Source organism: Pseudogemmatithrix spongiicola, assembly GCF_030623445.1.
Lineage (GTDB): Bacteria > Gemmatimonadota > Gemmatimonadetes > Gemmatimonadales > Gemmatimonadaceae > Pseudogemmatithrix > Pseudogemmatithrix spongiicola.
Map to the genome: position 1 here is coordinate 770118 of NZ_CP130613.1, position 24857 is coordinate 794974.

The 24857-nt window shown below is 69.3% G+C and carries 22 protein-coding genes; 7 read left to right on the forward strand and 15 right to left on the reverse strand.

Annotation, left to right across the window (positions count from 1 at the left end; all coding sequences use genetic code 11):
- Positions 1-38: 38 nt before the first annotated feature.
- Both Strain318_RS03415 and Strain318_RS03420 read left to right on the forward strand, forming a co-directional pair.
- Entirely contained in the window at positions 39-707 is a 669-nt protein-coding gene (locus Strain318_RS03415; protein ID WP_367887127.1) for a hypothetical protein, read from the forward strand.
- A gap of 68 nt (positions 708-775) precedes the next feature.
- On the forward strand, positions 776-1417 hold the full coding sequence (locus Strain318_RS03420) for a hypothetical protein (RefSeq protein WP_367887128.1): 642 nt from the start codon (positions 776-778) through the stop codon (positions 1415-1417).
- An 84-nt stretch (positions 1418-1501) separates the two neighbouring features.
- Here the strand turns inward: Strain318_RS03420 and Strain318_RS03425 are convergent, their stop codons facing one another.
- Genes Strain318_RS03425 through Strain318_RS03460 form a run of 8 tightly spaced genes read right to left on the reverse strand, consistent with a single transcriptional unit; the run spans position 1502 to position 9997 of the window.
- Positions 1502-3133: an MFS transporter gene (locus tag Strain318_RS03425; protein WP_367887129.1), complete on the reverse strand. Its 1632-nt coding sequence runs from the start codon at positions 3131-3133 to the stop codon at positions 1502-1504.
- A 27-nt stretch (positions 3134-3160) separates the two neighbouring features.
- Positions 3161-4306, reverse strand: a complete 1146-nt coding sequence (locus Strain318_RS03430) for an ABC transporter permease (protein ID WP_367887130.1) — start codon at positions 4304-4306, stop codon at positions 3161-3163.
- Entirely contained in the window at positions 4306-5421 is a 1116-nt protein-coding gene (locus Strain318_RS03435) for an ABC transporter permease (RefSeq protein WP_367887131.1), read from the reverse strand. The genes Strain318_RS03430 and Strain318_RS03435 overlap by 1 nt, the downstream gene beginning before the upstream one ends.
- Positions 5418-6167, reverse strand: coding sequence for an ABC transporter ATP-binding protein (locus Strain318_RS03440; RefSeq protein ID WP_367887132.1), 750 nt, complete (start codon positions 6165-6167; stop codon positions 5418-5420). Before Strain318_RS03440 ends, Strain318_RS03435 begins: the two co-directional genes overlap by 4 nt.
- The gene (locus Strain318_RS03445) at positions 6164-7117 is read right to left on the reverse strand and encodes an ABC transporter ATP-binding protein (RefSeq protein WP_367887133.1); all 954 of its coding nucleotides are present in this window, start codon (positions 7115-7117) and stop codon (positions 6164-6166) included. The genes Strain318_RS03440 and Strain318_RS03445 overlap by 4 nt, the downstream gene beginning before the upstream one ends.
- Entirely contained in the window at positions 7114-8007 is an 894-nt protein-coding gene (locus Strain318_RS03450; RefSeq protein WP_367887134.1) for an HlyD family secretion protein, read from the reverse strand. The genes Strain318_RS03445 and Strain318_RS03450 overlap by 4 nt, the downstream gene beginning before the upstream one ends.
- Positions 8007-9299, reverse strand: a complete 1293-nt coding sequence (locus Strain318_RS03455; RefSeq protein ID WP_367887135.1) for a TolC family protein — start codon at positions 9297-9299, stop codon at positions 8007-8009. Before Strain318_RS03455 ends, Strain318_RS03450 begins: the two co-directional genes overlap by 1 nt.
- Positions 9299-9997 carry a TetR/AcrR family transcriptional regulator gene (locus Strain318_RS03460; protein WP_367887136.1) on the reverse strand — a complete coding sequence of 233 codons (699 nt, stop codon included), beginning with the start codon at positions 9995-9997 and terminating at the stop codon, positions 9299-9301. Before Strain318_RS03460 ends, Strain318_RS03455 begins: the two co-directional genes overlap by 1 nt.
- A gap of 135 nt (positions 9998-10132) precedes the next feature.
- Between Strain318_RS03460 and Strain318_RS03465 the strand changes: the two genes are divergently transcribed.
- The 3 genes from Strain318_RS03465 to Strain318_RS03475 all read left to right on the forward strand — a co-directional run bounded on the left by Strain318_RS03465 (position 10133) and on the right by Strain318_RS03475 (position 14028).
- On the forward strand, positions 10133-12334 hold the full coding sequence (locus tag Strain318_RS03465) for a S9 family peptidase (RefSeq protein WP_367887137.1): 2202 nt from the start codon (positions 10133-10135) through the stop codon (positions 12332-12334).
- Positions 12335-12354: 20 nt separating this feature from the next.
- The gene (locus Strain318_RS03470; RefSeq protein WP_367887138.1) at positions 12355-13497 is read left to right on the forward strand and encodes an NHL repeat-containing protein; all 1143 of its coding nucleotides are present in this window, start codon (positions 12355-12357) and stop codon (positions 13495-13497) included.
- 66 nt (positions 13498-13563) lie between these two features.
- The gene (locus Strain318_RS03475) at positions 13564-14028 is read left to right on the forward strand and encodes a hypothetical protein (RefSeq protein ID WP_367887139.1); all 465 of its coding nucleotides are present in this window, start codon (positions 13564-13566) and stop codon (positions 14026-14028) included.
- Between the two features lie 39 nt (positions 14029-14067).
- On the opposite strand, the gene mtgA is transcribed toward Strain318_RS03475, so the two are convergent.
- Positions 14068-14826: a monofunctional biosynthetic peptidoglycan transglycosylase gene (gene mtgA / locus Strain318_RS03480; RefSeq protein ID WP_367887140.1), complete on the reverse strand. Its 759-nt coding sequence runs from the start codon at positions 14824-14826 to the stop codon at positions 14068-14070.
- Between the two features lie 90 nt (positions 14827-14916).
- Between mtgA and Strain318_RS03485 the strand changes: the two genes are divergently transcribed.
- Entirely contained in the window at positions 14917-18204 is a 3288-nt protein-coding gene (locus Strain318_RS03485; RefSeq protein ID WP_367887976.1) for a VPS10 domain-containing protein, read from the forward strand.
- Here the strand turns inward: Strain318_RS03485 and Strain318_RS03490 are convergent, their stop codons facing one another.
- The 6 genes from Strain318_RS03490 to Strain318_RS03515 are packed head-to-tail and all read right to left on the reverse strand — an operon-like array spanning position 18205 to position 23600.
- Positions 18205-19782: a protein adenylyltransferase SelO gene (locus Strain318_RS03490; RefSeq protein WP_367887142.1), complete on the reverse strand. Its 1578-nt coding sequence runs from the start codon at positions 19780-19782 to the stop codon at positions 18205-18207.
- Positions 19779-20987, reverse strand: a complete 1209-nt coding sequence (locus tag Strain318_RS03495) for a 6-bladed beta-propeller (protein WP_367887143.1) — start codon at positions 20985-20987, stop codon at positions 19779-19781. Before Strain318_RS03495 ends, Strain318_RS03490 begins: the two co-directional genes overlap by 4 nt.
- On the reverse strand, positions 20987-21445 hold the full coding sequence (locus Strain318_RS03500; RefSeq protein WP_367887144.1) for an MOSC domain-containing protein: 459 nt from the start codon (positions 21443-21445) through the stop codon (positions 20987-20989). The genes Strain318_RS03495 and Strain318_RS03500 overlap by 1 nt, the downstream gene beginning before the upstream one ends.
- Positions 21438-22223, reverse strand: coding sequence for a 1,4-dihydroxy-6-naphthoate synthase (locus tag Strain318_RS03505; RefSeq protein WP_367887145.1), 786 nt, complete (start codon positions 22221-22223; stop codon positions 21438-21440). The genes Strain318_RS03500 and Strain318_RS03505 overlap by 8 nt, the downstream gene beginning before the upstream one ends.
- Positions 22211-22783, reverse strand: coding sequence for a phosphorylase family protein (locus tag Strain318_RS03510; protein ID WP_367887146.1), 573 nt, complete (start codon positions 22781-22783; stop codon positions 22211-22213). Before Strain318_RS03510 ends, Strain318_RS03505 begins: the two co-directional genes overlap by 13 nt.
- Before the next feature lie 28 nt (positions 22784-22811).
- Entirely contained in the window at positions 22812-23600 is a 789-nt protein-coding gene (locus tag Strain318_RS03515) for an alpha/beta hydrolase (protein WP_367887147.1), read from the reverse strand.
- 183 nt (positions 23601-23783) lie between these two features.
- Between Strain318_RS03515 and Strain318_RS03520 the strand changes: the two genes are divergently transcribed.
- Complete coding sequence (locus tag Strain318_RS03520) at positions 23784-24818, forward strand: MBL fold metallo-hydrolase (protein WP_367887148.1); 1035 nt, start codon at positions 23784-23786, stop codon at positions 24816-24818.
- The last annotated feature ends 39 nt before the right edge of the window (positions 24819-24857 follow it).

Sequence of the window (24857 nt, forward strand, 5' to 3'; positions counted from 1 at the left end):
CACCACGCCGGTACACCACTACTTCCTCAGGAGCGACGATGAATCGTTTCACAGTCGTGCTCGCGGCGACGGGACTCCTGGCTGGCGCGCTCAGCGCTCAAGGCCAGGGACCGCCAGCAGCAGGCGCGGCCGCGGCGGGGAACTCCCCGTGGCGGGTCACGGCCTCCGTCGGCACCACGCTCTCCGCGTCACCTCTGGTACTTGTGAGCGACGGATCGGAGGCCAGCGTCAACCAGACGTCTGCCACACAGGTCAGTCTCGACCTCGAACGGCGGCTCGGGCGCGGCATCTATCTGTTTGTCGGGGGCACCCTGTGGGCCCCGCAGCTCACCCACAGTGGAATCCTCGAGGTCGATCCCTATCCGTCGCGGCCGGTGTACCAAGCCACGACGGTGCTGACCTCGTTCGGACTCAACTGGATGCCGGAGCGGCGGTTGCTGTGGGTCGGCAGTCCCGTGATCCGTGCGGGCGTCGCGTACAAGATTCGGAAGCTCGACGTGCCATACTCCGACGTGAGTGCCGAGCTTGCCGGTGACCTCGGTGCAGGATGGCGTACGCCGATCTCCGATCGCGCGGACTTGCTCATGATGTATCGCTTCTCGCCGAGCGAGTTCAATCCGGCGACGCTGCCGATCGTTCTCGGTGGCGAAGCGAAGCAGGCGGTCAACGATCACTTCGTGCAGCTTGGGGTCCGCTGGACGCCGTGACCGCGCACGCGGGACCGGTCGCACGATGCGAACGGCGTGCTGGACAACGGCGCGGGAGGCCACGAGGGGTGGCTTTCCGCGCCATGTTGTGCGTGCTCGGCCTCTCCGGTTGCCAGGACACTCCGCTCGTCGTTCCAGTGCCGGTGAGCATTAGCGTGAACGTGGAACATCCCGTACTCGGCCTGGCTGATACCGTCCCGTTCGCGGCGGTGGCGCTGGACGCAGCCGGCCGTGTGCTTGACACCCTGCGCTGGCCCCTCGTCGCACAGTCGCGGAATCCCGATGTCGTCGAGCTGCGCACGGGATCGTTGATCGGACGTGCGCCGGGTTCCGCGCAACTTGTGCTGCGCTCGGGAGGCATCGAGCGCACACTGACTGCGACGGTCCTGCCGCCGCGTCTGCTCGTCTTCCGCGACAGTCTGGGGACGGAGGTTGCCGTCAGTGCGAACCCCGACACGCTACGCATCGTGGTCGGCGACTCCATCAGCTTCCGAGTCCGTGTCGAGAGCGTCCCTACGCGCGACCTCACCGGACTCTTCATTCCCACGTGGACCGTCAGCGACCCCGTTGCGCTTCGGCTCTCCGCTGCCGTCGGCGCTCGCATCAGCGTCGTCGCAACTGACGTCGGCCCCGTGAACATCCACCTCGACGCGGGCATCGGAACCCTGCGCATACCCGTGCGGGTCGAAGAAGCCGCGCAGCCACCGTAAGGAGTGCGGACCGACGCACGTCTCGGATAGGCCCACGGGACACGAGTGTCCATGGGGCGGCATCCCGCGCCGGCCGTCTGCGCGCTATGTCGCGTCGATGTCCACGCCCCGCGTCTCGGGCAGAAGGAACGCCCCGATCACCGCCGTCATGAGCGCGATGACGATCGGGTACCAAAGGCCGGCGTAGATGTCCCCGGTCGCTGCGACAATTGCGAATGCGGTGGTCGGTAAGAACCCGCCGAACCAGCCATTGCCGATGTGGTACGGCAGGGACATCGACGTGTAGCGGATGCGCGTCGGAAAGAGCTCGACGAGCATTGCCGCAATCGGACCGTAGACCATTGTCACGAGCAGCACCAGCGCCACCAGGATGGCAATCACGAGTCCGACGCGCACGTCCTCAGGCGCGGCACGCGTCGGGTATCCCGCAGCGGACAGCGCCGCGTCCAGCTCGGCGTCGAACCTCGTGCGCGCGGTGTCAGCGCCCGCAGCCGCGCCGTCAAAGGACTCCACCAACACGTCGCCGATGGCAACGCGCGCCGTTCCTGTCGCGGCGACGTTGCGATACGGCACGCCGCGTCGCACGAGCGCTGTCTTCGCGATGTCGCACGAGGCGGTGAACGCGCTGGTTCCCACGGGATTGAACTGCACGGCGCAGCTCGCTGGGTCGGCCTGCACGGTGACCGGCGCCATCGACTGCGCCGCCGCCAATGCAGGGTTCGCCGCCGCGGTCAACGCCCGGAACAACGGGAAGATCGTCAGCGCCGCCAGCAAGCAGCCGCCGAGGATCACCGGCTTGCGGCCTACCTTGTCCGACAGCCATCCGAAGATGACGAAGAACGGCGTGCCGATCACCAGTGCCGCCGCGACCATGAGATTCGCCGCCTGCGCGTCCACCTTGAGCGTCTGCGTCAGGAAGAACAGGGCGTAGAACTGTCCGGTGTACCACACCACGGCCTGGCCCGCGACCAAACCGAACAGCGCCAACAGCACGATGCGCAGGTTGCCCCATTCGCCGAAACTCTCACGCAGCGGGGCCTTCGACTGCTTGCCCTCGGCCTTCATCTTGCGGAACATCGGCGACTCGTCGAGCGACAGCCGGATCCAGGTCGAGATGCCAAGCAGGATGACAGAGAACAGGAACGGGATCCGCCAACCCCAGGCATCGAAGCGCTCGGGCCCTAGTGCCATGCGGCACCCGAGGATGACGAGCAGCGAGAGGAACAGCCCGAGCGTGGCCGTGGTCTGGATCCAGCCGGTATACAAACCGCGCTTGCCTGCGGGGGCGTGCTCGGCGACGTACGTCGCCGCCCCACCGTACTCACCGCCGAGCGCGAGGCCCTGCAGTAGGCGCAGAAGGATCAGGATGACGGGCGCGGCGATGCCGATGCTCGCGTACGTCGGGAGCACACCGACCAAGAAGGTCGAAGCGCCCATCAGCACGATGGTCACGAGGAACGTATGCTTGCGCCCGACCAGGTCGCCGAGTCGGCCGAAGAACACCGCGCCGAAGGGGCGCACGGCGAAGCCTGCCGCGAATGCGAGGAGCGCGAAGATGAAGCCTGCGGTCTCGTTGACGCCCGAGAAGAACTGTCGCGAGATGATCGCCGCGAGCGACCCGTACAGGTAGAAGTCGTACCACTCGAAGACGGTGCCGAGCGACGAAGCGAGGATGACGCGGCGGACGTCGCGGGTGGGAGCGAGTTCGTCTTGCATCGCGGGAATGTAGCGCGGCCCAGCGCCCTACGCCGCGCCCTTGCGGTACCTCCACACGGCGGCCGCCATGAGCACGCCGGCGCCGACCGCCAGGGCCGCGAGGCGCGGCAGCACGTCAACGGCATTCGCGCCCTTCAGCATCACGCCGCGCATGAGCGCGATGAAGTGCATGAGCGGGTTCAGGAAGGCGAGGTCCTGCGCCCAATCCGGCATCGAGCGGATCGGCGTGAACAGCCCGCTCATCAGGATGTAGACCATGAGCAGCGAGAACGCCACGAACACGGCCTGTTGCTGCGTCTCGGCCACGCTCGACACCCAGAGCCCGACAGCGAGCGCCGCGACGAGGTAGAGTGCGGCAGCCCCGTAGACCAGTGCCAGCGAACCTTCGATGGGAATCCGGAAGACCGCCACCGCCACGAGCAGGCCGACGGTGAGCTGCACGATGCCGATCAGCCAGAACGGAATCAGCTTGGCGGCGATGAACGTCGTGCGGTTGATCGGCGTGACGTTGAGTTGGTCGAGCGTGCCCGCCTCCTTCTCGCGCACGATGTTCAGCGCGGACATGAACGTCCCGCCGATAGTCACGAGCTGCACGAGGATGCCGGGCACCATGTACCAGCGGTACTCGAGCGCGGGATTGAACCAGTACCGGCGGTGCACATCGAGGCGCGGTACGCCGCGCACGGGGCGGTCGCGGTCCGCGCCCCCGAGCGCCTGTGGCAGGAGCTGCGCACCGAGCTCCGCGCCGTACCGCGAGACGATCTCCGTCGCGTAGGAGCTCGCGACGCCGGCCTGGGCGCCATCCTCGGCGTTGAACGCCAACTGCACCGTGCCGCGGCGCGTCTGTTGAATCTCGCGGGCGAACCCGGCGGGGATGGCGACGATGGCGTTGGCATGCCCCGTCATCAGCGCGGCATTGCCGTCCTCCTGGCGGACGCTGCTCCCCACGACGATGAAGCGTCCCGTCCCGCGAAGCCGCTCGACCAGCCCGGCCGAGAGGGTGGTCCGGTCTTGGTCCACGACCCAGAGGCGGCTCTCCTTCACCTCGAAGCTCGCCGCATTGGCCAACAGCACGAGCTGCACGAAGGGCATGACGAAGAGCAGCCGGAGGATCGTCGGATCGCGGCGGATCTGCAGGAACTCCTTGCGGAGCAGTACGCGGAGGGCGCGCATCAGTCGAGCCGCACCGAGAAGCGGCGAATCGCCAGCGTGATGAGCAGTGCGAACATGCCGCTCAGGATCGCAAACTGGGGCCAGAGCTCCGCCCATCCGGCCCCCTTGAGCATGACGCTGCGCGAAATCTCGATGAACCAGCGCGCCGGCACGATGTTCGCGAGCACCTGCAGCGGCGCCGGCATCGACTCGATCGGGAAGATCATGCCGCTGAGCAGGGTGCTCGGCATCATGGTGCCGATGAGCGCCGCCAGCATCGCCGTCAGCTGGCTGCTGGTGATGGCGGCAATCACGACGCCGAGCGAAAGACCGACCAGCGCGTAGAGCGTGCTGCCCGCCATCAGCGTGACCAGCGATCCCCGGAACGGGACACCGAACACCAGCCAGGCCGCCACCAGCACGGAGACGACGTTCACGAACGCCAGGAGGAGGTATGGCGCAACCTTGCCGACGATCACCTGCCAGGGATGCAGCGGCGACACCAACAGCACCTCCAGCGTCCCGCGCTCCTTCTCGCGCGAGAGCGAGATCGCGGTCATCAGTGCCGTGACGATGGTCAGGATGAGCGCGATCAGCCCCGGCACGAACAGGTTCACGCTCTCGAGCGTCGGGTTGAACAGCATGCGGACCCGCGGCTCGATGTTCACCCCGCCGACGCGCGGAGGGAGATCGCGCTGCCAGGCGGTCAGCACCGCGAGTACATGTGCCTGCATCGTGGCGCCGGTGTTCGGGTCCGATGCATCCGCGATGACCTGGACCTCGGCCGCGCGGCCGTCGCGCAGACGGTCGGCGAGGCCGGGCGCGACGATGACGGCGACGTCGGCACGGTCGGCTTGGAACGCCTCCGCGAGCGCGCCGGGGCCCGGCGCGAGGTCCACCATCGTGAAGCGCCCGTTGCGCGCGAACCGCGTCCGCAGCGCGGCCGTCGCGGCATCGGGAGCCTCGGCCACGTAGGCCAATCGGATGTCGCGCACGTCGGTGCGCAGCGCGTAGCCGAAGAGCGTCAGCTGCGCCACCGGGAGCCCCAACAGGATGATGAGGGTCTGGCGGTCGCGCAGGATATGCTGGAACTCCTTCACGATGAAGGCGCGCAATGCGATGAGCGCCTGTCTCATACGCCGGCTCCCGTCGCGCGCGCGAGCCGCACGAACACGTCATCCAGCGAGTCCGTCGCGAATCCGGACTTCAGGTCCTCCGGTGTGCCCAGCGCGGCGATGCGTCCGTCCACCATGATCGCGACGCGATCGCAGTACTCGGCTTCGTCGAGGTAGTGCGTGGTCACGAACACCGTGGTGCCGCGGGATGCGGCGGCATAGATCAGCTCCCAGAACTGCCGGCGGGTGATCGGATCTACGCCACCCGTGGGCTCATCGAGGAATACGATGTCTGGCGCATGGAGCAATGCCACCGAGAACGCGAGCTTCTGCTTCCATCCCAGCGGCAACGCCTTGACCAAGTCATCCGCGTGGGCCCCGAGATTCAATCCGTCGATCATGGCGCTGCCGCGCTGCGCGACCTCAGCGTCGCTGAGCCCGTAGATGCCGCCGTAGAGCGCGATGTTCTCACGTACGGTCAGGTCCTCGTACAGCGAAAAGCGCTGGCTCATGTAACCGATGCGCCGCCGCACCTGCTCGGCATCGGTCGCCACATCGAAGCCGGCGACGGTGGCTGTCCCCGCCGACGGCGCGAGGAGGCCGATGAGCATGCGGATTGCCGTCGTCTTGCCGGCGCCGTTGGCACCGAGGAATCCGAAGACCTCACCGGCCGCGACATCGAAACTGATGGCATCGACGGCCGTGAACGCGCCGAAGCGGCGGGTCAGCGACCGGACGTGGATGGCGCCGCGCGGACCCGTGCTCACGCGGCAATCTCCGGCGCGTGGCCCATCAGCTCGATGAACGCGTCCTCGATGCCGGGGGCCTTCTCGCGGATCCGCACCTCGTCGAGGCCCTGCGCAGCGAGGTACGCGTGCAGCTCGACAATCACGGTGGCCGGGGCGATCTCGGGGCGTCGATCGCTGAAGTGCACGTCCTCGCCGAACGGGTAGGCCGACGCCACGGAGGGGAAGCGCCGCAGTGCCTCGAGCAGCCCCGCGCGCTGCCTGGCCCGCACGGCGAACATCGAGCGGGGAAACCGGCCGCCAATCCGGCTCGGTGCGTCAATGGCGAGCACTCGGCCCTGCTGGATCAGCGCGACGCGGTCGCAGCGCGCCGCCTCGTCCATGTAGGGCGTCGAGACGACGATCGTGAGGCCACTGGCTTTGAGCTCCGCCAGCAAGTCCCAGAACTCGCGGCGGGAGACCGCGTCCACGCCAGTGGTCGGCTCGTCGAGGAAGAGCAGGCGCGGGCGATGCACCAAGGCGCAGGACAGTGCGAGCTTCTGCTTCATGCCCCCGGAGAGCGCCGCGGCGCGACGGTCCTTGAAACGCTCGATTTGCCGGTAGATCGGCGCGATGAGGGCATAGCCGCTTTCAAGGTCGGTGCCGAACACCGAGGCGAAGAACTTCAGGTTCTCCTCGACGGTGAGGTCGCCGTAGAGCGAGAAGCGTCCCGGCATGTACCCGACGCGCGCGCGGATCGCCCAGAGGTCCCGCACGACGTCGAGCCCCAGCACGGTCGCATGCCCGGCGTCGGGCACCATGAGCGTGGTGAGGATGCGGAACAGCGTCGTCTTGCCGCCGCCGTCGGGCCCGACGAGTCCAAACAGCTCGGCGTCGCGCACCGCGAACGAGACGCCGTCGAGCGCGGTCGTGGCGCCGAAGCGCTTGCGGACGCCGTCGACGACCACAGGCGCGGCCAGGGGCGAGTTCACGGGGCAGCGGCGAGTGACAGGTCACCCGGCATGCCGATCTTGAGCCGCCCGTCCGGGTCGCGCACGCGAACCTTCACGGCGTAAACCAGGTCCGCACGTTCGTTACGGGTCTGGATCGGCGTCGGCGTGAACTCCGCGCGCGACGACACCCACGCCACCTCGCCGGCGAATGCGACCAGCGAATCGCCGATGGTGGAGTGTACCGTCACGGCTTGTCCGAGGCGGAAGCTGCCGAGTTGGTCGCCGGTGACGTATGCCCGCAGCGTAAGGGTGGCGAGGTCGGCGATGGTGAACAGTGCTTGCCCGGGCTGCACGCTCTCACCGACGCGGGCGTAGGTGGCGAGCACGGTACCGGCGATCGGCGCGCGCACCTGCGCGCGGGCAATGCGATCGTCCAATCCGCTGACGCGCGCGTCGAGTGCGGTGAGTTCCGCGACCACCGAGCCGTCCGCAGCGACCAGCGCGTCGCGCTGGGATTCCAGCACACGCACCTCGCGCTCCGCCGCATCCAGCTGCTGCGTCGTCGCCGCATCACCGGCGCGCAGGCGCTGCGTCCGCTCGCGGCTGCGCAGGGCGATCTCGAGCTGACTCTCCACGGATTGTGCCTGCGCCCTCAGCTCGTTGCGCCGGGCGCGGAGCACCTCGCGCTGCGCCAGCAGTTGGCGGCGCTCGATCGCGAGGGGAATGGTGTCGACCACGGCGACGAGCGCGCCGGCGGCGATCGTCTGGCCCTCCAGCGCATCGAAGCGCAGCACGGGGCCTGCCACCTGCGCCGCCACGACCACCTCATCGGCTTCGAAGTTGCCATAGGCATCGGGAGCCACGTCGCCGCCACAGGCGGCCAGCACAAGCGCGATGGCGGGAATAGGCATCTGCAGTGCGGACCGCATCACGGGATCTCCTGGCCGACAGTGGTGAGGAACCGCGCCTGTGCCTCGGCGAGCCGTACGCGGTGCAGGTCGCGCGCGGTGCGCGCGGCGAGGAGGTCGGTTTCGCGGTCGACCAGCTCGCCCGCGGTGATGCTCCCTTCGGCGAATCGGCGCCGCGCTTCACCCGCCGCGCGCTCGTGCAGCGCGATGATGGTGTCGTCGCTGGCCAGACTGCGCGCGAGGCGATCCATGGCCGCGAGGTCACGCTGCACGGCGCGCTCGAGCTGCGCGGTGAACTGCGCTTCCTCACTGCGCACGACCTCCTGCTGGAGTCGCTGCACCTCGGCGTCGCGCGAGGCGCCGCCCCACAGCGTCGGCGTCCACTCCAGCTGCACCCCGGCAATCCAGTACGTCTGGAAGTCGCGCGCCAGCGGATTGATGCCGGGGCGACCGTAGCCGGATCGAGCGAACGCCGAGACGCGCGGCAAGTCCGTGCGCTGCAGTTGGCGAGCGCGGGCGTCAAGCAGGGCCCGCGTGCCGGCGAACTGCGCGTACTCGGGACGGTTGCGCAGCGAGTCCATCGCCGCGACCGCACGCGAGGTCTCCGCCTCCAACGACGGCAGCGCGAGCTGAGTGGTCTCGTCGATCGCGCGTCCGGTGAGCGATGCGAGCACCGCGCGCGTGGCGCGGCGGTTCGCATCGATCTCGTCCAGCGCCTGCGCCCGCCGCAGCAGTTCGGCCTCAAGCAGAGCCAGTTCACCGGCGAGGGCGCTCCCTGCCGCCACGCGGGTCTCGGCAAGGCGTCGCTGCGTGTCCAGTTCCGTCATGGCGGCGGCGAGCGTCGCGCGCTCGGCATCGAGGGCGAGCAGCGTGAAGAATGCATCGCTGACCTGCTGGCGCTGCGTCCAGAGCGCACCCCGCACTCGGGCGTCGGCTTCTTCGAGCGTCGCGCGCTCCACGGCCTGGCGCGGTGCGCGGCTTGGGTCGAAGAGACGCTGCCGCACGGTGAGGTATGCGTCGTACTGCTGGAAGGGCACCATCGGCGTGCCGCCGATGCTCGGCACGTCGGACACGTACTGGCCGGCGGCGAACCCTGCGAGGCTCGGCAAGCGTTCGCGGTCGAGCGTCGTGCTGCGCAGCGCCGACTGCTCGGCGATGAGTGCGCGCTGTACGGCACGGCGATCCGTGCGCTCGGCGGCGTGCAGGAGGTCGCGCAAGGCGAGCGCATCGCCACCGCCGCCCTGTGCCGCGAGGGGCAGGGTGACGGCGGCCATCAGCACCGCGAGACAGAGGTGACGGAGGGGATTCGGCATCAGGGCCGTACCGCGTTGAGGATGAAGCGGGGGAGATCGTCGCGGCGCTCGTCGAGGAAGCGCTCGAACGCCGCATCGTCCATGCCGTACACGCCGGCGAGCAGCGCCCGCGCGACGAAGGGGAAGGCGAGCAGCGCCATCATGTTGATCACGAGCTGCTCGGCCTTGATGGGACGCATCTCGCCGGCAGCCACGCGCACGTCGATCATCGCTTGGACGACGCGGAGGACCGCCGGGGTCGCGCCGGTCGAGTCGGCACCGGTGATCTCGCGGATCATCTGGACGACGCGCGCGGGATGCTGGTGCACCTCGGCGGCGATGTATGCCGGCACGAAGGGCGTCCGGCGCACGGTGTCGATGTAGGCACGCACGAACGCACGCAGGAGGTCCTCGAGCGAAGCGTCGGGGCGAATGTCCCTTGGGAGGGCTGAGAACAGCGTCGCGGCGGCCTCGCGAAACACGCGGTCAGCGAGCGCCTGTTTGCTGCGGAAGTAGTAATGCAGCAGCGCCTGGTTGACGCCGGCTTCGCGCGCGATGTCCTGCATGCGCGCACCGGCGGTCCCGGCACGGGTGAAGACGATGCGCGCCGCGGCAAGGATCCGCGCTTCCGTGTCCGGTTGACGGCGCGTGGGGGCGGCGGCTTTGGTCGCGGCGGGGCGCTTACCTGGGGATGCGGGAGCGGACTTTCGCTTGGTCATTGAGTTTAACTATTCAGTTAAACATCCGAAGGCGCAAGTCCCCCGTCCGCTCGGCCCGTTGCCCTTCGCACGGCGCGCGAGCCCGGTAACTTTCCCGGGTCCGTCCAAGGCCCCCCTCTTCTATAGATGAGACCTATGCGACTGCTTCGCCCCTTTGCGCTCGCCGCGCTGGCTGTCCCGGCGCTCCTCTCCGCCCAGCAGCACAGCATGCACCACCAGGTGCAGCTGACTGCCGAGGACTACCAGCGCGCCGAGCGCTGGCTCGGGCAGAACGTCGCACCGCTGGTCAGCGGGGCGGCCAGCGGATTCACGTGGTTGCCGGAAGGGCGCTTCTGGTACCGCGTGCAGGGCGCGAACGGCGCGGAGCTGCGGATCGTCGATCCCGCACGCAACCAAAGCCGCACCTGCGTGCAGGGGCAGGATCCCTGCCAGGCGACTCCGCCGGCGCGTCCTGCGCAGGCCGCGCCGCCGCGCTCCAGCGTGAGCCCCGACGGCAGCAAGGCCGCGTTCATCCGCGGATACAACCTGTGGGTGAAGGACCTCAGCACCGGAGCCGAGACGCAGCTGACGACGGATGGCGTCGAGGACTTCGGCTACGCGACGAACAACGCCGGCTGGACGCACTCGGACGATCCGGTGGTCTCGTGGAGTCCCGACAGCAAGCGCATCGCGACCTTCCAGCACGATGGTCGCGGCGTGTCGATGATGTACCTCACGACGACCAATGTCGGCGCACCGCGCTTGCAGGCCTGGCGCTATCCGCTGCCCGGCGACTCGGTCATCTTCCGCATCCACCGCGTCGTCATCGCGCTCGACGGCGGCAACGGCCGTCCGGCGGTGACGCGCCTCCAGATGCCCGCCGACCAGCATCGCTCCCGCGTGTCCGACCATATCGAGTGCGGCGGCGAGCTCTGCGACCTGGAGTGGTTCCCGGATGGCTCGCAGCTGGCCTTCGTCTCGTCCTCGCGCGACCACAAGCAGATGTGGATGCGCGTCGCGAACGCCGCCACCGGCGAGGTCCGCACGCTGTACGAGGAGACCAGCCCGACGCACATCGGCGACGCCTCGACGGACGATGCCCTCTGGCGCGTGTTGCCGGGCAGCAACGAGCTCATCCAGTGGTCGCAGCGCGATGGCTGGATGCACCTGTACCTGTTCGACCTGCGCACGGGCCAGCTGAAGAACCGCATCACCACCGGTGACGGCAACGTCACGCGGATTGTGCATGTCGACGAGCGCGCGCGCCGCATCTACTTCACGGCCCAGGGCCGGGAGCCGGGGCGCGATCCGTATTTCAATTCGCTCTACCGCGTGAACTTCGACGGCCGCCAGCTCGTGCACCTCACGCCCGAGGTGGGCAACCACAGCGTGCAGCTCTCGCCGGACGCACGCTGGATCATCGATACCTACTCGCAGGCCAATGTCCCGCCGGTGACCGTCCTCCGCGACGGCAATACGGGCCGCGTCGTGCGTGAGCTCGCGCGTGTCGACATCTCGCGCCTCACGGCCGCCGGTTGGAAGGCGCCGCAGCCCTTCACGGTGAAGGCCCGCGACGGCCAGACCGATCTCTACGGCTTGATGTTCACGCCGACGAACATCGACAGCACCAAGAAGTACCCGATCATCAACTACATCTACCCGGGCCCGCAGGGTGGCTCGGTGGGTTCGCGCTCCTTCTCGCCGGCGCGCGGCGATCACCAAGCGCTGGCCGACCTCGGCTTCGTCGTCGTGCTGCTCGACGGCATGGGCTCGTCGCCGCAGCGGTCCAAGGCCTTCCATGACGCCTATTACGGGCGCATGAACGACAACACGATTCCCGACCAGGTCGCGGGCATGCAGGAGCTCGCGCGCCGGCACCGCTTCATCGACATCGAGAAGGTCGGCATCTGGGGCCACTCGGGCGGCGGCTTCGCCACGGCCGCGGCGATGTTCCGGGCGCCGGAGTTCTTCAAGGTCGGCATCGCCGAGTCGGGCAACCACGACAACCGGAACTACGAAGACGATTGGGGTGAGCGCTACCAGGGCCTGCTCGTGCGCAATGGGACCAGCGACAACTACGCCGCCGAGGCCAACCAGACGCACGCGGCCAACCTGCGCGGCAAGCTGTTCCTGATCCACGGCATGATGGACGACAACGTGCCGCCGTCGAACACGCTGCTCGTCGCCGACGCCCTCATGAAGGCCAACAAGGACTTCGACATGATCATGCTGCCCAACGCGCGCCACGGCTTCGGCGTGGACGGCATGTACATCATGCGCCGGCGCTGGGACTATTTCGTGACGCACCTGCAGGGCAATCTCCCGCCGAAGGAGTACCGACTGGGGCAGCGCCGTTGAAGCGCTTCCCGGTTGTCGCAGTGCTGCTTGCCGTCGCAGCCTTCGGCTGCGGCGGCGGCGAGGGCGGCGCGCGCAGCGTATCGGACGTGGCCGGTATCGTGGTGGAGTCCACGCCGTTCCTGACGATCGGCGTCGAGGAAGGCGACGATGCGTATCAGTTCGAGCGCATCGTCGACGCGCTCATCTCCGAGGATGGCCGCATCCTCGTCGCCGACGGCGACGCCGCCGAACTCCGCATCTTCGATTCCACCGGCAAGCACCTCGGCTCGCTCGGTCGCCGGGGCGCGGGGCCGATGGAGTTCAACGAAGGGTCGTCCGGCTACCTCTACACCAACGGCCGTGCGATCCTCGCCGCCGACGAGGGCGCGATGCGCGTCCACGTGCTCTCGCCGGACTTGTCGTTCCGCGAGACGCGGCGTTTCACGCTGTATCCCGACACGCCGCGCCCGTACTTGCAGGGCGTAGCGACAAACGGCGACTGGATCGTCCAGGCGTTCGCGAACGGCGGCGCCATCCGAGGCGCGCCTGGACAGCTGTTCGTCACGAACTACCAGCTGCTGCGGTACGATTCCACCGGCGCGATGCTCGACACGATCATCCAGCTGCCGATGCGTCCGCGCCTGTTCCATGAGTACGAAGGCCGCGTCCGCGCGATCTCCATTCCGCTGTCCGCCGAGCCGCAGTTCGCCGTGGACGGTGACCGCCTCATCATCGTCGGCGGAAATGCGCCGGCCCTGCAGATCCACGCACTCGACGGCTCGGTGATCGGCTCCGAAGCGTGGGACCGGCCGCGCGTGCGCAGCGCGGACGTGTGGGAGGAATACAAGCGGCAGTTCGCCGTCTCGATGTCTGGCCAGTCCGACAGCGCGCGCTACGCGAATTTCCACGCGCAGCCGCTGCCGCTCAGCGAGTACGCGCCGCTCTACACGGGGGTGAAGCTCGACCCGGCCGGGCGCATCTGGCTCGAGCGGTTTCGCATGCCGCTGGATTCCACGCGACAGTGGGACGTGCTGGACCGCGACGGGAAGCTGCTCGGCGCGGCGGAGACCCCGCGCGGGGTGACGGTGCTGCGGTTTGGCCGGGACGTCCTGATTGGCCGCAGCCGTGACTCGCTCGGCGTGCAACGGATACTGCTCTATAGGGTACGAACGGCGACGCCCTGACGCCGCTGTCCCGCGAGTCGCCTGATTCTCGTCCTCGCCCTATCCGTTACCACCAGAGAGGCTTCAATGCTCCGTCGAATCCTGGCAGTGTCCGCGTTCCTCGCCCTCGCGGCTGCGCCCGCGCAGGCCCAGATCCCGCTGCTCGACATCCGTCTCGGCGCGCACGGCGCGCTGCCGCAGGGGGACTTCGCCGATACGCATGACGCCGGCGTCGGCGCGTACTTCCGCGCCGGCGTGCCGTTGCTGTTCTTCAAGGCCATGGGCTCGGTGACCTACACGCAGTTCAAGTCGGCGAATCCGCTCAACGACGACGTGCAGGAACTCATGCTGCAGGCGGGTCCGCACTTCTCGCCGCTCCCGCTGCTGGATGTCGGCGCCGAGTTCGGGTACACCACCGATGCGAAGGAATGGGCGTTCGCGCCGAACGTCTCGGTGGGCCTGCTCATGCTCGAGGCGACGGCGTCGTATGTGAAGCCGTTCAAGAACGGCGCGAACAGCTGGGTGACGTTGGGCGTCGGGCTGCGGTTCTAGTCGCGGCCGGGTTCGGTGTGGTGACGCGGCGTCGCGGACTCAGTCCCGCGGCGCCGCGTATCGCATCCGGTCCAGGATGATCACCGCCCGCCGCGACGCGACGCTGCCGGTCGGCGACCAGCGCCGTGGGCTCGGCAGGATCGCGGCAAGCCGCGCCGACTGCTCGCGCGTCAGCCGCGCCGCGCTCACGCCGAAGTGCCGCCGCGCCGCCATCTCCGCGCCGAAGGTGCCGTCACCCCACTCCGCGAGATTCAGATAGAGATCGAGGATGCGCTCCTTCGGCAGCGTGAGCTCGAGCACCAGCGTGAGATACGCCTCGAGTCCCTTGCGCACGAACGAGCGCCCTTCCCACAGGAAGATGTTCTTCGCCACCTGCTGCGTGATCGTCGACGCGCCGCGCAGCCGACCGCCGCGCTCGGCGCGCTCCAAGGCCTTGTTGATCTCGACGAGATCCAGCCCCCAGTGCAGGTAGAAGCGATCGTCCTCCGCGGCGAGGACCGCGCGGCGCAGCGAAGGGGCGATGGCGGCCCGGCCTACGATGTCGCGCTTCGGATACCACGGGCGCTTGCCGTCGATCGCACGTTGGACCGTACGGCGCAGCATCACGGCCGTGGTCGGCGGCTGGATGACGTTGAAGCTCAGCGAGACGAGAATCGGCGCCACGAGCGCGACGAGAAGACCCCGCAGCACCCAGCGGCGCAGCCGCGGCCAAGCCGCACGGGCGCGCGACCACCGCGAGACACGAGCCGTGGTCGGTGGTAGGGCGGGTGTCGGCGCTGGGGTGAGGTCTTCCGTCACGACTGGAAGCTACTGCTGGCCGGAAGCGCCGCATGGCAGACCGGGCGGGCGAGGGCTAGTTTGGCCACGTCCACACACCAGGTACCGACGATGCGAGTTCGCTCCGCCCTGCGCCATGCCCTCCCTGCCGCCGCGTTCGTGGCGGCCGCGCTCCCATCCGGCCTCTCGGCCCAACAGCCCGCACAGGGCGCGGCGGTGCCGCCCGCTGCCGCGTCTGAGTTGCCGATGCGTCCCATCGGCCCGGCCTTGATGGGCGGCCGCATTGCCGACGTCGAGGTGCATCCGCGCGATCCGCGCACCTGGTACGTGGCGGCCGGGTCGGGCGGCGTCTGGAAGACCACGAACAGCGGCGTGACGTTCGCGCCGATCTTCGAGAAGCAGGCATCGTACTCCATTGGCGAGATCACGCTTGACCCGAGCAACCCAGATGTCGTCTGGATCGGCACCGGCGAGAACGTCAGCGGTCGCCACGTAGGCTGGGGCGACGGCGTGTACCGCTCGCGCGACGGCGGGCGCAACTGGCAGCGCATGGGGCTCGCGAATTCGCAGCACATCGGGCGCATCCTCGTGGACCCGCGCGACGGCAATCGGGTGCTCGTGGCCTCCGAGGGTCCGCTGTGGTCGGCCGGCGGTGAACGCGGCGTGTATCGCTCCACCGATGGTGGGGCGACGTGGACCGCCACGCTGCAGATCGACGAGCACACGGGCGTCACGGACCTCGAGTTCGATCCCTCGAACCCCGACGTGATCTACGCCGCGGCCTACCAGCGTCGCCGCCACGTCTGGGGCTTCCTCGCGGGCGGCGCCGGCTCCGGCATCTACAAGTCCACCGACAACGGACGCACGTGGCGCAAGCTGAGCGTTGGGCTCCCGACCGGCGAGATCGGCAAGATCGGCCTCGCCGTCACGCCCGCCGACCCGTCGCGGCTCTACGCCACGATCGAAGCCGCGGGCGACAAGCGGGGCTTCTACGCCTCGATGGACCGCGGCGAGAGCTTCGAGCGCCGCAACGCATACATCTCCGGCGGCACCGGCCCGCACTACTACCAGGAGATCGAAGCCTCGCCGACGGACCCGGACCTCGTCTACCAGATGGACGTGTTCCTCAACGTCACCCGCGACGGTGGGCGCACGTTCGCCAACCTCGAGACGGGCCACGACAAGCACAGCGACAACCACGCGCTGTGGATCGATCCCGCCGACGGCCGGCACCTCATCGTCGGTACCGACGGCGGTCTCTACGAAAGCTTCGACGAAGGCCAGCGCTGGCGGCACTTCCCGAATCTCCCGCTCTCGCAGTTCTACAAGGTCGCCCTCAACGACCGCTCGCCGTTCTATGACGTGCTCGCCGGTGCGCAGGACCTCGGCACGCTGCACGGCCCGTCGCGTACGCTGCATCGCGAGGGCGTGCGCAACCAAGACTGGTACGTGCCACTCGGCGCCGACGGCTACGGCGTGGCCTTCGAGCCCGGCAACCCGGACCTGATGTACCTCATGTGGCAGGAGGGCATGCTCGCGCGGAAGGACCGGCGCAACGACGAAACGGTGATGATCAAGCCGCAGCCCGCCGCCACCGACGCGCCGGAGCGCTGGAACTGGGATTCACCGCTGCTGGTCAGCCCGCACCGGCCGACCCGCATCTACTTCGGTTCGCAGCGCGTGTGGCGCAGCGATGACCGCGGCGACAGTTGGACCGCCATCAGCGGCGACCTGACGCTCGGCGCGCCGCGATACGCGCAGAAGTTCTACGGGCGCACCCCGAGCATCGACGCGCTGTTCGACCACGGCGCGATGTCGAAGTACGCCACCACCACCGCCATCGCCGAGTCGCCACGGGCCGAGGGCACGCTGGCCGTCGGGACCGATGACGGCATCATCCAGGTGACCAGCGACGGTGGTGCGACTTGGACACGCGCCGCGACGCTGCCCGGCCTGCCGCCGCTCTCGTTCGTGAACGACGTCGAGTTCTCGCAGCACTCGGCGCAGACGCTCTTCGTCGCGGCCGACGCGCACAAGATCGGCGACTTCACACCATTCCTGTTCGTGAGCGCGGATCTGGGCAAGACCTGGCGTAACATCGCCGGCGACTTGCCGCGCGGGGCCATCGTGTGGGCGGTGCAGCAGGACACGGAGTCCGGCCTGCTCTTCGTCGGCACGGAACAGGGCGTGTTCTGGTCACCCAACGCCGGCACGAACTGGCATCGCCTCGGCACGTTGCCGACGATTCCCGTGCGCGACATCAAGCTGCATGCCCGCGACCGCGATCTCGTCGCGGCCACCTTCGGCCGCGGCATCTTCGTACTCGACGACTACACGCCGTTGCGCGCCATCGCCGCCGGCGCGCGCGCCGACGTCGCGACGCTGCTCCCCGTGCGCGATGCCTGGTGGTACGTGCCCGCCGAGGTCGGACAGGCGCCGGGGCGCCCGGAGCTCGGCACCGATGACTACGCGCTGGAGAACCCGCCGGTCGGCGCGCTGTTCACGTACTACGTGGCCGCCATGCCCAGCACGGCGCAGGAGACGCGCCGTGCCGAGGAGCGGCGGCTCGCAGAGCGCAATGCCGACATCCCCTTCCCGGGCTTCGATCGCCTGCGCAGCGAACGTGCGGAACCGAGTCCGCGGCTCGTCGTCGCGATTCGGGATGAAGCGGGCACCGTGGTGCGCATGCTCGAACTGCCGTCACGCCCGGGCCTGCATCGCGTCAACTGGGACCTCCGCCACGCGAGCCCGGACGTCATCAACCTGAATCCACCGGCCTTCAGTCCGCCGTGGGCGGGCGAGGCGCTCGGGCCGCTTGCGACGCCCGGTACTTACACGGCGCAACTGCACCTCGTGTCCGCTGCGGGCGTGCGCTCGCTCGGCGAGGCCCAGCGCTTCGCGGTGAAGCCGGTGCCATCGGTGCCTGGGAATCCGGACTTCACGGTTGTCGCAGCCTTCCAGCAGCGCGTGGCCGCGCTGCAGCGGCGCGTGGGTGCGGCGGGCCGTGAGCTCGGCAGCGCGCGTGAGCAACTCCGGCACGCGCGGGCCTCGATTCCGGCGGCGGCGCGCCCGAACCCGGCGTTGTACGCGCAGGTGGACTCCCTCGCCGCTGCAGTTGCCGTGCTCGAACGGCGACTGAACGGCGATCCGGTGCGGGGGTCGCTCGACGAGCCGCAGGAGCACGCCATCGCGCCGCGGCTCTGGGCTGCTGCGCAGTACGAGCACCGGTATCCGCCCACGGCCACGCAACGGCGCGAGGCCGAGTTGGCCGAGACGGAGCTCACGGCGCTCGAGCGCGACCTTCAGAGGCTGCTCGATGTCGACTTCGGTCGCCTGCATGCGGCGATGTCGGCCGCAGGCGCACCGTGGAGTGCAGGGCGGGGGCTCTCGCGTCCCTGACTAGGAGCTGCAGGACAGCATCGAGCATCCGGCCTTGTGCCGGGCCCAGTCGGGGCGCTTGGCGGCGAACGCCTCGCGCCCCGGCTGCGCGTCATAAGGGCGCCGCAGGGTGTCGAGCAGGTCGTGCAGCACTGATGCATCGCCGGCAGTCGCGGCGTCGATCGCCTGCTGCGCGAGATAGTTGCGCGGGATGAATCGCGGATTCGCACGCGTCATCGCTGCCTGCGTTGCCGCAACGTCCACGCTCGGCGCGTGACGCGCGGCATGCCAGCGTCGCAGCCATGCGGCCATCGCCGGTGTCTGCGCGTCGCGCTTGGCCGCATCGTAGAACATGTCCCCCAGTGCCGTCACCGCCGCCGCGTCATCCTGCGGCACCTCGCCCTGCCACTCCGTGAGGGCACGGAAGAACAGCGTGTGGTCGCCTTCCACGTCAGTCAGGAGTCCGAGCCCTTCCTGTGCCAGGGCCTCGTGCGTCGCGCTGAAATCCGGGAATCCGAACTTCGTCGCCAACATCGCGCGGTATTCGGCGTTGAAGCGGTCGACATACGCGCCGAGTCCGTCCTTCAGTGGCTCGATGTCGGCGAACAGCGGCCGCAGCGCGTCGGCGAAACGTTCGAGGTTCCACTGCGCGATCGCCGGCTGGTTCGCGTACCGGTACCGTCGCCCGCCCGCGTCCGTCGTGTTCGGCGTCCAGTGCGGGTCGAAGTCGTCGAGGAACCCGTACGGGCCGTAGTCGATCGTCAGCCCCAGCACGCTCATGTTGTCGGTGTTCATCACGCCGTGCACGAAGCCCACGCGCATCCACTGGACGAGCATGCTCGCCGTGCGCGCGCAGACCTCGCGGAACCACTGCGCGTAGCGCGCCGGGGCTGCCGCGTCGATATGCGGGAAGTCCCGCGCAATCGTGAAGTCGGCCAGCTGGCGCAGCAGCGTCTCGTCGCCGCGGGCTGTGGCAATCTCGAAGTTGCCAAAGCGGATGAAGCTCGGCGCCACGCGGCAGACCACCGCGCCAGGCTCCATCTGCGGATTGCCGTCGTAGAACATGTCGCGCATCACGGGCTCGCCGGTGTGCACCACGGAGAGTGCGCGCGTCGTCGGCACGCCGAGGTGGTGCATGGCCTCGGAGCAGAGGAACTCGCGGATGCTCGAACGCAGGACCGCACGGCCGTCGGCCGTGCGCGAGTACGGCGTCGGGCCCGCGCCCTTCAGTTGCAGCTCCCAGCGTTCGCCACGCGCGTTGACCACCTCGCCAAGCGAGATGGCGCGCCCGTCGCCAAGCTGGCCGGCCCAGTGGCCGAACTGATGGCCTCCGTAGCAGGCCGCATAGGGTTGCATGCCGGTGAGCAGCGCGTTGCCGCCGAAGACCTCGGCGAAACGCGGCGATGTGTGGTCGTCCGGACCGAAACCCACGAGCTCGGCGACCTCACGCGCGTGCGCGAGCAACGTCGGTGTTGCGACGGGCGTCGGTGACACGGCGCTCCACGCGGCGCCATGTACCTGGCGCCGCTCGTTGGTGCCGCGCGGGTCGCCGGGAAGCTCGCGGACGAAGCGGTTGTCGAAGGCCAGCGGCGTCTTCACCGCGCTCCGAACCGCAGCACCGTCATGGCGCCTGTCTCTGGATCGCTGCCGATCCCCGCCACCGCAGTGAGCGTTAGCACCGGCGTGATACCGGGCACGAGGTTCGCCGGCAGCTCGACTACTGTCTTGAAGCGCCCATCCGCCTCGAACACGTCGAACACGCTCCTCGCGTGGCCGTTCGGCACCCAGCGCCGCACCCAGACCAAGCCATCGGGCGCGGCGAACACATCGAGGATCGGCGCGTAGGTCTCGGGCAGACGCAGTGCCCACACGTCGTCGGGGATCCCCGAGATCTGCGCGCGCGGAATGTTCGCGATGGAGTCCAGCCGCAGCCGCAGCGCCGCCAGGGAGTCACGCCGCTCGCCAGCCGGAATGCGAAGCGCCGGCGTCGCACGGCGAAACTCCCGCACGAGACGCCCGCTGCGGTCCACTTCGCGGATCACGTACTCGCGCCCGCTCGTGTACAGCACCGTGCCGCGCGGCGTGATGTCCCACGACGGCATGCCGGTGAAGGGCGCGCGGTTCAGCCCCGGCAGGATGCGCCCGCTGCCCGCCGACAGCCGCACGGACGCCCATCCCGACGGCACGTTCTCGATCACGGGCACGGCAATCGAGTCCACGCGCGCCCCAGCGGGGCTGAAGATCCACCATTCGCCCATCTGGCGGCTCTGGTCCATCACGTTGAAGCTCGGATAGTACAGCCGTCCCTGCGCGTCGAACCGGCTCGCCAGCGTGGACGTCCAGTCGTTCATCGCGCCGCCGTTGTACCGCGTCTCGTAGCGACTCAAGCGGCCGGTCGCCCCGTCCGCGGCGAAGCGCGAGACGTGCCCTTGATCGCGCACGTAGAGCTTGCCATCCGGTCCGATGGCGATGCCGGTCGGCGCGAGGAACTCGCCCGGTCCCTGTCCCTGCCGCCCGATCGCACGCTGCGACCGCCCACGCATGTCGAACACCCAGATCTTGTGCTCGGCGAAGTCGGAGACGTACACGTTGCCGCGGGCATCCACCGCGATGCCGGTGAGCTTCCCGAGCGAATCCGCCGTCGGGTGCTCACCTTCGACCACCGACCAGAGCAGCGGTAACCGAAGCGTGTCGCTACGCTGTGCCGCTGCGGGTCGCGGCGCAAACGACAGGCCGATGAGCGCGATGAGCGCGATGAGCGCGATGAGACGCCTGGGCCAACCGAACGCGATTGCCGATGTCATCACGACTCCGAGGTGAGAGCCCATTCGACACGATCGCCCACGCGAACGGTTCCCCCGCGAATCACCTGTCCGAACGCACCGCCGCCCCAGTCCGGCGCGAGCCTCGCCCGCAAACCGTCACAAGCCTCGTCCATGCGCTCGCAGGGCGTCGTGTGCCCGCCGATCCTCACCAGCGTCTCGCCGATGCGCAGCACGCGGTCGCGCGTCTCCACCAAGCGAATGCCGCTGATCATCAAGTTCGCCCGCCGCGCGCTGTAGGGAATCGCCGCCTGCAGTTCCTCCTGCATGCGGTCCCACACCTCACGCTCGATGATCGTCACGTGACGCCGCGTGCTGCGCCCGACGCTGCCGGCCAAGCCCTGGCCCGCGACGAGCTCGCCGGCGTCGAGCGCGTCCATCGGCCCGCGGTGCGCGCGCTTCTGCCAGATGGCCTCGAGGCGACCGATCGGCTCAGGCACCGGCCGACACCAAGCGCTGGATCGCTCGCAGGCCCTCGTCACCCACGTCGAGCGACCACTCGTTCACATACAGCTTGATGTGCTGCGCGCAGACCTCGGCGCTCATCTCCTGTGCATGCTGCCGTACGTAGTCGGCGCTGGCATCCGGATGGTCAAACGCGTGCTGCACGCTGGCGCGGATCGCACGCTCGGCGGCGCTGCGCGTCTCGGCATCGAGATCGGCGCGCGCGCAGATGCCCGCCAAGGGCACCGGCAGCGACGTCTCGCGCTCCCACCACCCACCGAGGTCCTGCGCCTTGTGCAACCCGTGCTCGTGATAGGTGAACCGGCTCTCGTGGATGATCAGTCCTGCGTCCACCTCACCGTTCGCGACGGCGCGCAGGATCTTGTCGTAGCGCAGCTCCACGGTGTCGCGCAGCTCGGGCGCGGCCAGCCGGAGCAGGCGGAACGCCGTGGTCTCCTTGCCGGGAATCGCCACGCGCCCTCGCACCGCCTCAGCCAGCGACATCGGCGTGCGCGTCACGACGAGCGGGCCGACGCCGTGCCCCAGCGCCGCACCGCTGCGCAGCATCGTGTAGCGATCGCCCACGGCGGCGAAGGCGCCGACGCTGAGCTTCGTCAGGTCGAACGCCCCGTCGTGTGCGCGACGGTTGAGCTCTTCGATATCGAGCAACACCGGCTCGATGCGGAACGGCATGCCGACGAGTCCGTGCGCCAGCGCATGGAACGCGAACGTATCGTTGGGGCAGGGCGAGTAGCCGAACGTCAGCGTGCGCATGCGGCGATCGCCTCCACGAGCCTCGGCGTCATCGCCGCGAGCGTCGAGAACGCATGGTCGAAGTGCCAGCGGCTGCGGTCGGTCTCCTCGATCTCGTTGGAGACGGCGCGGACCTCGATCGCAGGAACGCCCGCGAGCTGCGCGGCCCGCAAGACGGCGAATCCTTCCATCGCCTCGACGTCGCAGCCGACGCTGCCGCCCACGCGAGCCACCGTGGCGATCGGCAGGCGCAGGGCATCCGGCAGCGCCTGCGAGACGCAGGCGAGAAGCTGCGCATCGGGCAACACCTCCGAAGGCGCGAACTTCGCAGGCACGCGGAGGTCGGTGTAGCGCGCCGCTGTGCCGATCACCAATGCCGCAGGCCCGATCCCGCTTGCGCGCCGGGCTCCCGCGATGCCCACATGCAGGATTGCCCGCGGCCGATGGTCAGCGAGCACCGCCGCCACGTGTGCGGCGGCATCCACGGGCCCCACGCCGCACACCAGCGTTGCGCACGAGAGATTCGGCGCGAGCTCAGCAGGCGTCGCAGCGACTACGAGGATCTCCGGGGCAGCGACCATAGCTGGGAAAATAACCCCCGATGCCGAATCAGCGTTCGCGCCGGGCCGTGTCCGGCCACAGCTGCTGCAGCCATCGCACCTGATGCCGCAGCGCGTCGGCACGGGCGAGCGGGTCGGGGTCGAAGGCATTCTCCTGCTCGGCGAGATTGCGCGTGAGCAGGTGGCCGAGGCCCTCGTAGACGCGGAGATCGCAGGACTGGCGTTGCGCGGCGAGCAGCACGCAAAAGCGCTGCGCCCCTCGGAGCGGCGTCAGCGAATCCTCCGCGCCCTGGACGAGCACGGTCGGTGGCATGTCCGCGCGGCCGTTGGCCACAGGCGACACCTCGGCCGCCGAGGCGCGTCCGCGCAGCAGGCGACCAAAGTGCGCGTCGCCTTCCACATCCACGGCCGGGGAGAGCAGCAGCAAGGCGTCCGCGCCGCGCTCGGCCAGCGCCTCGGGACAGCCGATCGTCACCGTGCTGGCCGCAAGGTGTCCACCGGCTGACACGCCGTAGACGGCCACGCGCGAGGCGTCCACGCCCAGCGAGTCTGCCTGCAGCCGCGTCCAGCGCAGCGCCGCGCACACGTCGACGATCGCCTCAAGCGGCGTCGCCACGCTGTCGCTTAACCGATACTCCACCGCGAAGGCCTCGAATCCGCCTGCCGCGAAAGCGGCTGCCGCCGGATACACCCAGCTCGGGTCGCCGGCTGACCAGCCACCGCCATGCAGCAGGAGCACGGCGGGCCGGGCACTGCGCGCTGGGTCCGCCGACGCAAACCGATGGGCGCGCAGCGTGTCACCGCCAACCACCGCGTATGGCAGCAGCGCCTGCGGCATGGGGGACGCAGCCGCCGGGCCCGCCGTGCGGCAAGCCGAAGCGCCGAGCGCTACGGCGGCAAGGAATGCGCGGCCCGCGCACCGCGCGAGCCGACTGCTGCTGGGGACGTTGGGCACGAGTGGGGTGAGGGCGAACGAAATATCGGCGTCGCTGCTTGATTGCGCATCCATGGATGCGCAATCATGACGCTTCTCGTGTCCCGCCGCGATGCGCGCGGTCGCTATCTCAACACGCCGCCGAGCCGCCAGCCCAGTATCGCGCGGGTGCTGACGGCATTGTGGACGGAGCGCGGTGCGGTCACCCGCCCGCAGGCGCCTGTCCCGATCGTACCGCGCCGCGCCGACGATTTCCATGCAGCGCCGGCAGATGGACTCCGCGTCACGTGGCTCGGCCACGCGAGTAGCATCGTGGAGATCGAGGGCCTGCGCTTCCTGCTCGACCCCGTGTGGGCCGAGCGGGCGTCGCCGCTCGGCGCGATTGGTCCGCGTCGCTTTCATGCACCGCCGCTGCCGCTCGACGCGTTGCCGGTGATCGACGCCGTCCTGCTCTCGCACGATCACTACGACCACCTCGATGCCGCGGCCATCCGCCAACTCGCCGCGCGCGGACTGCGGTTCATCGTGCCGCGAGGACTCGGCGCGCACCTGGCGCGCTGGCGCGTGCCCGCCGCGCAGGTGCTGGAGATGGACTGGTGGGAGGAAGTGCGTCTCGGGGGCCTGCGCGTCGTCGCGACGCCGGCGCGTCACTTCAGTGGTCGCGCCTGGCACTTCGGCGACCGCGATCGCGCACTCTGGTGCGGCTTTGCGCTGATCGGTGCGCAGCGGCGGTTCTACTACGCCGGAGATTCTTCGTACTTCGGCGGATTCGCAGAGGTTGGCAGAGCCTTCGGGCCCTTTGACGCCGCGATGATCGAAATCGGCGCGTATTCGCAGGCCTGGCCCGACGTGCACATCGGGCCGGAAGCCGCGGTGCGCGCCGCGCGCGACGCACGCGCCGGCGTGTTCCTGCCCGTGCATTGGGGCACGTTCGATCTGGCGTTCCATGGATGGACCGAGCCCATCGAACGCGCCCTCGTCGCGGCAGCGCGGGAGGCGCAGCCGATCGCCGTGCTGCGCCCGGGCGCGCAGTGGACGCCGAGCGAAGGAGCGTCCGTCGACCGCTGGTGGCCGTCACTGCCGTGGCGCACGGCGGAGCAGTACCCGCTGCCGCTGCCCTAGGGTCGCTCTTGCTGTCCGGGCGCGCGCGGCGGCAACATT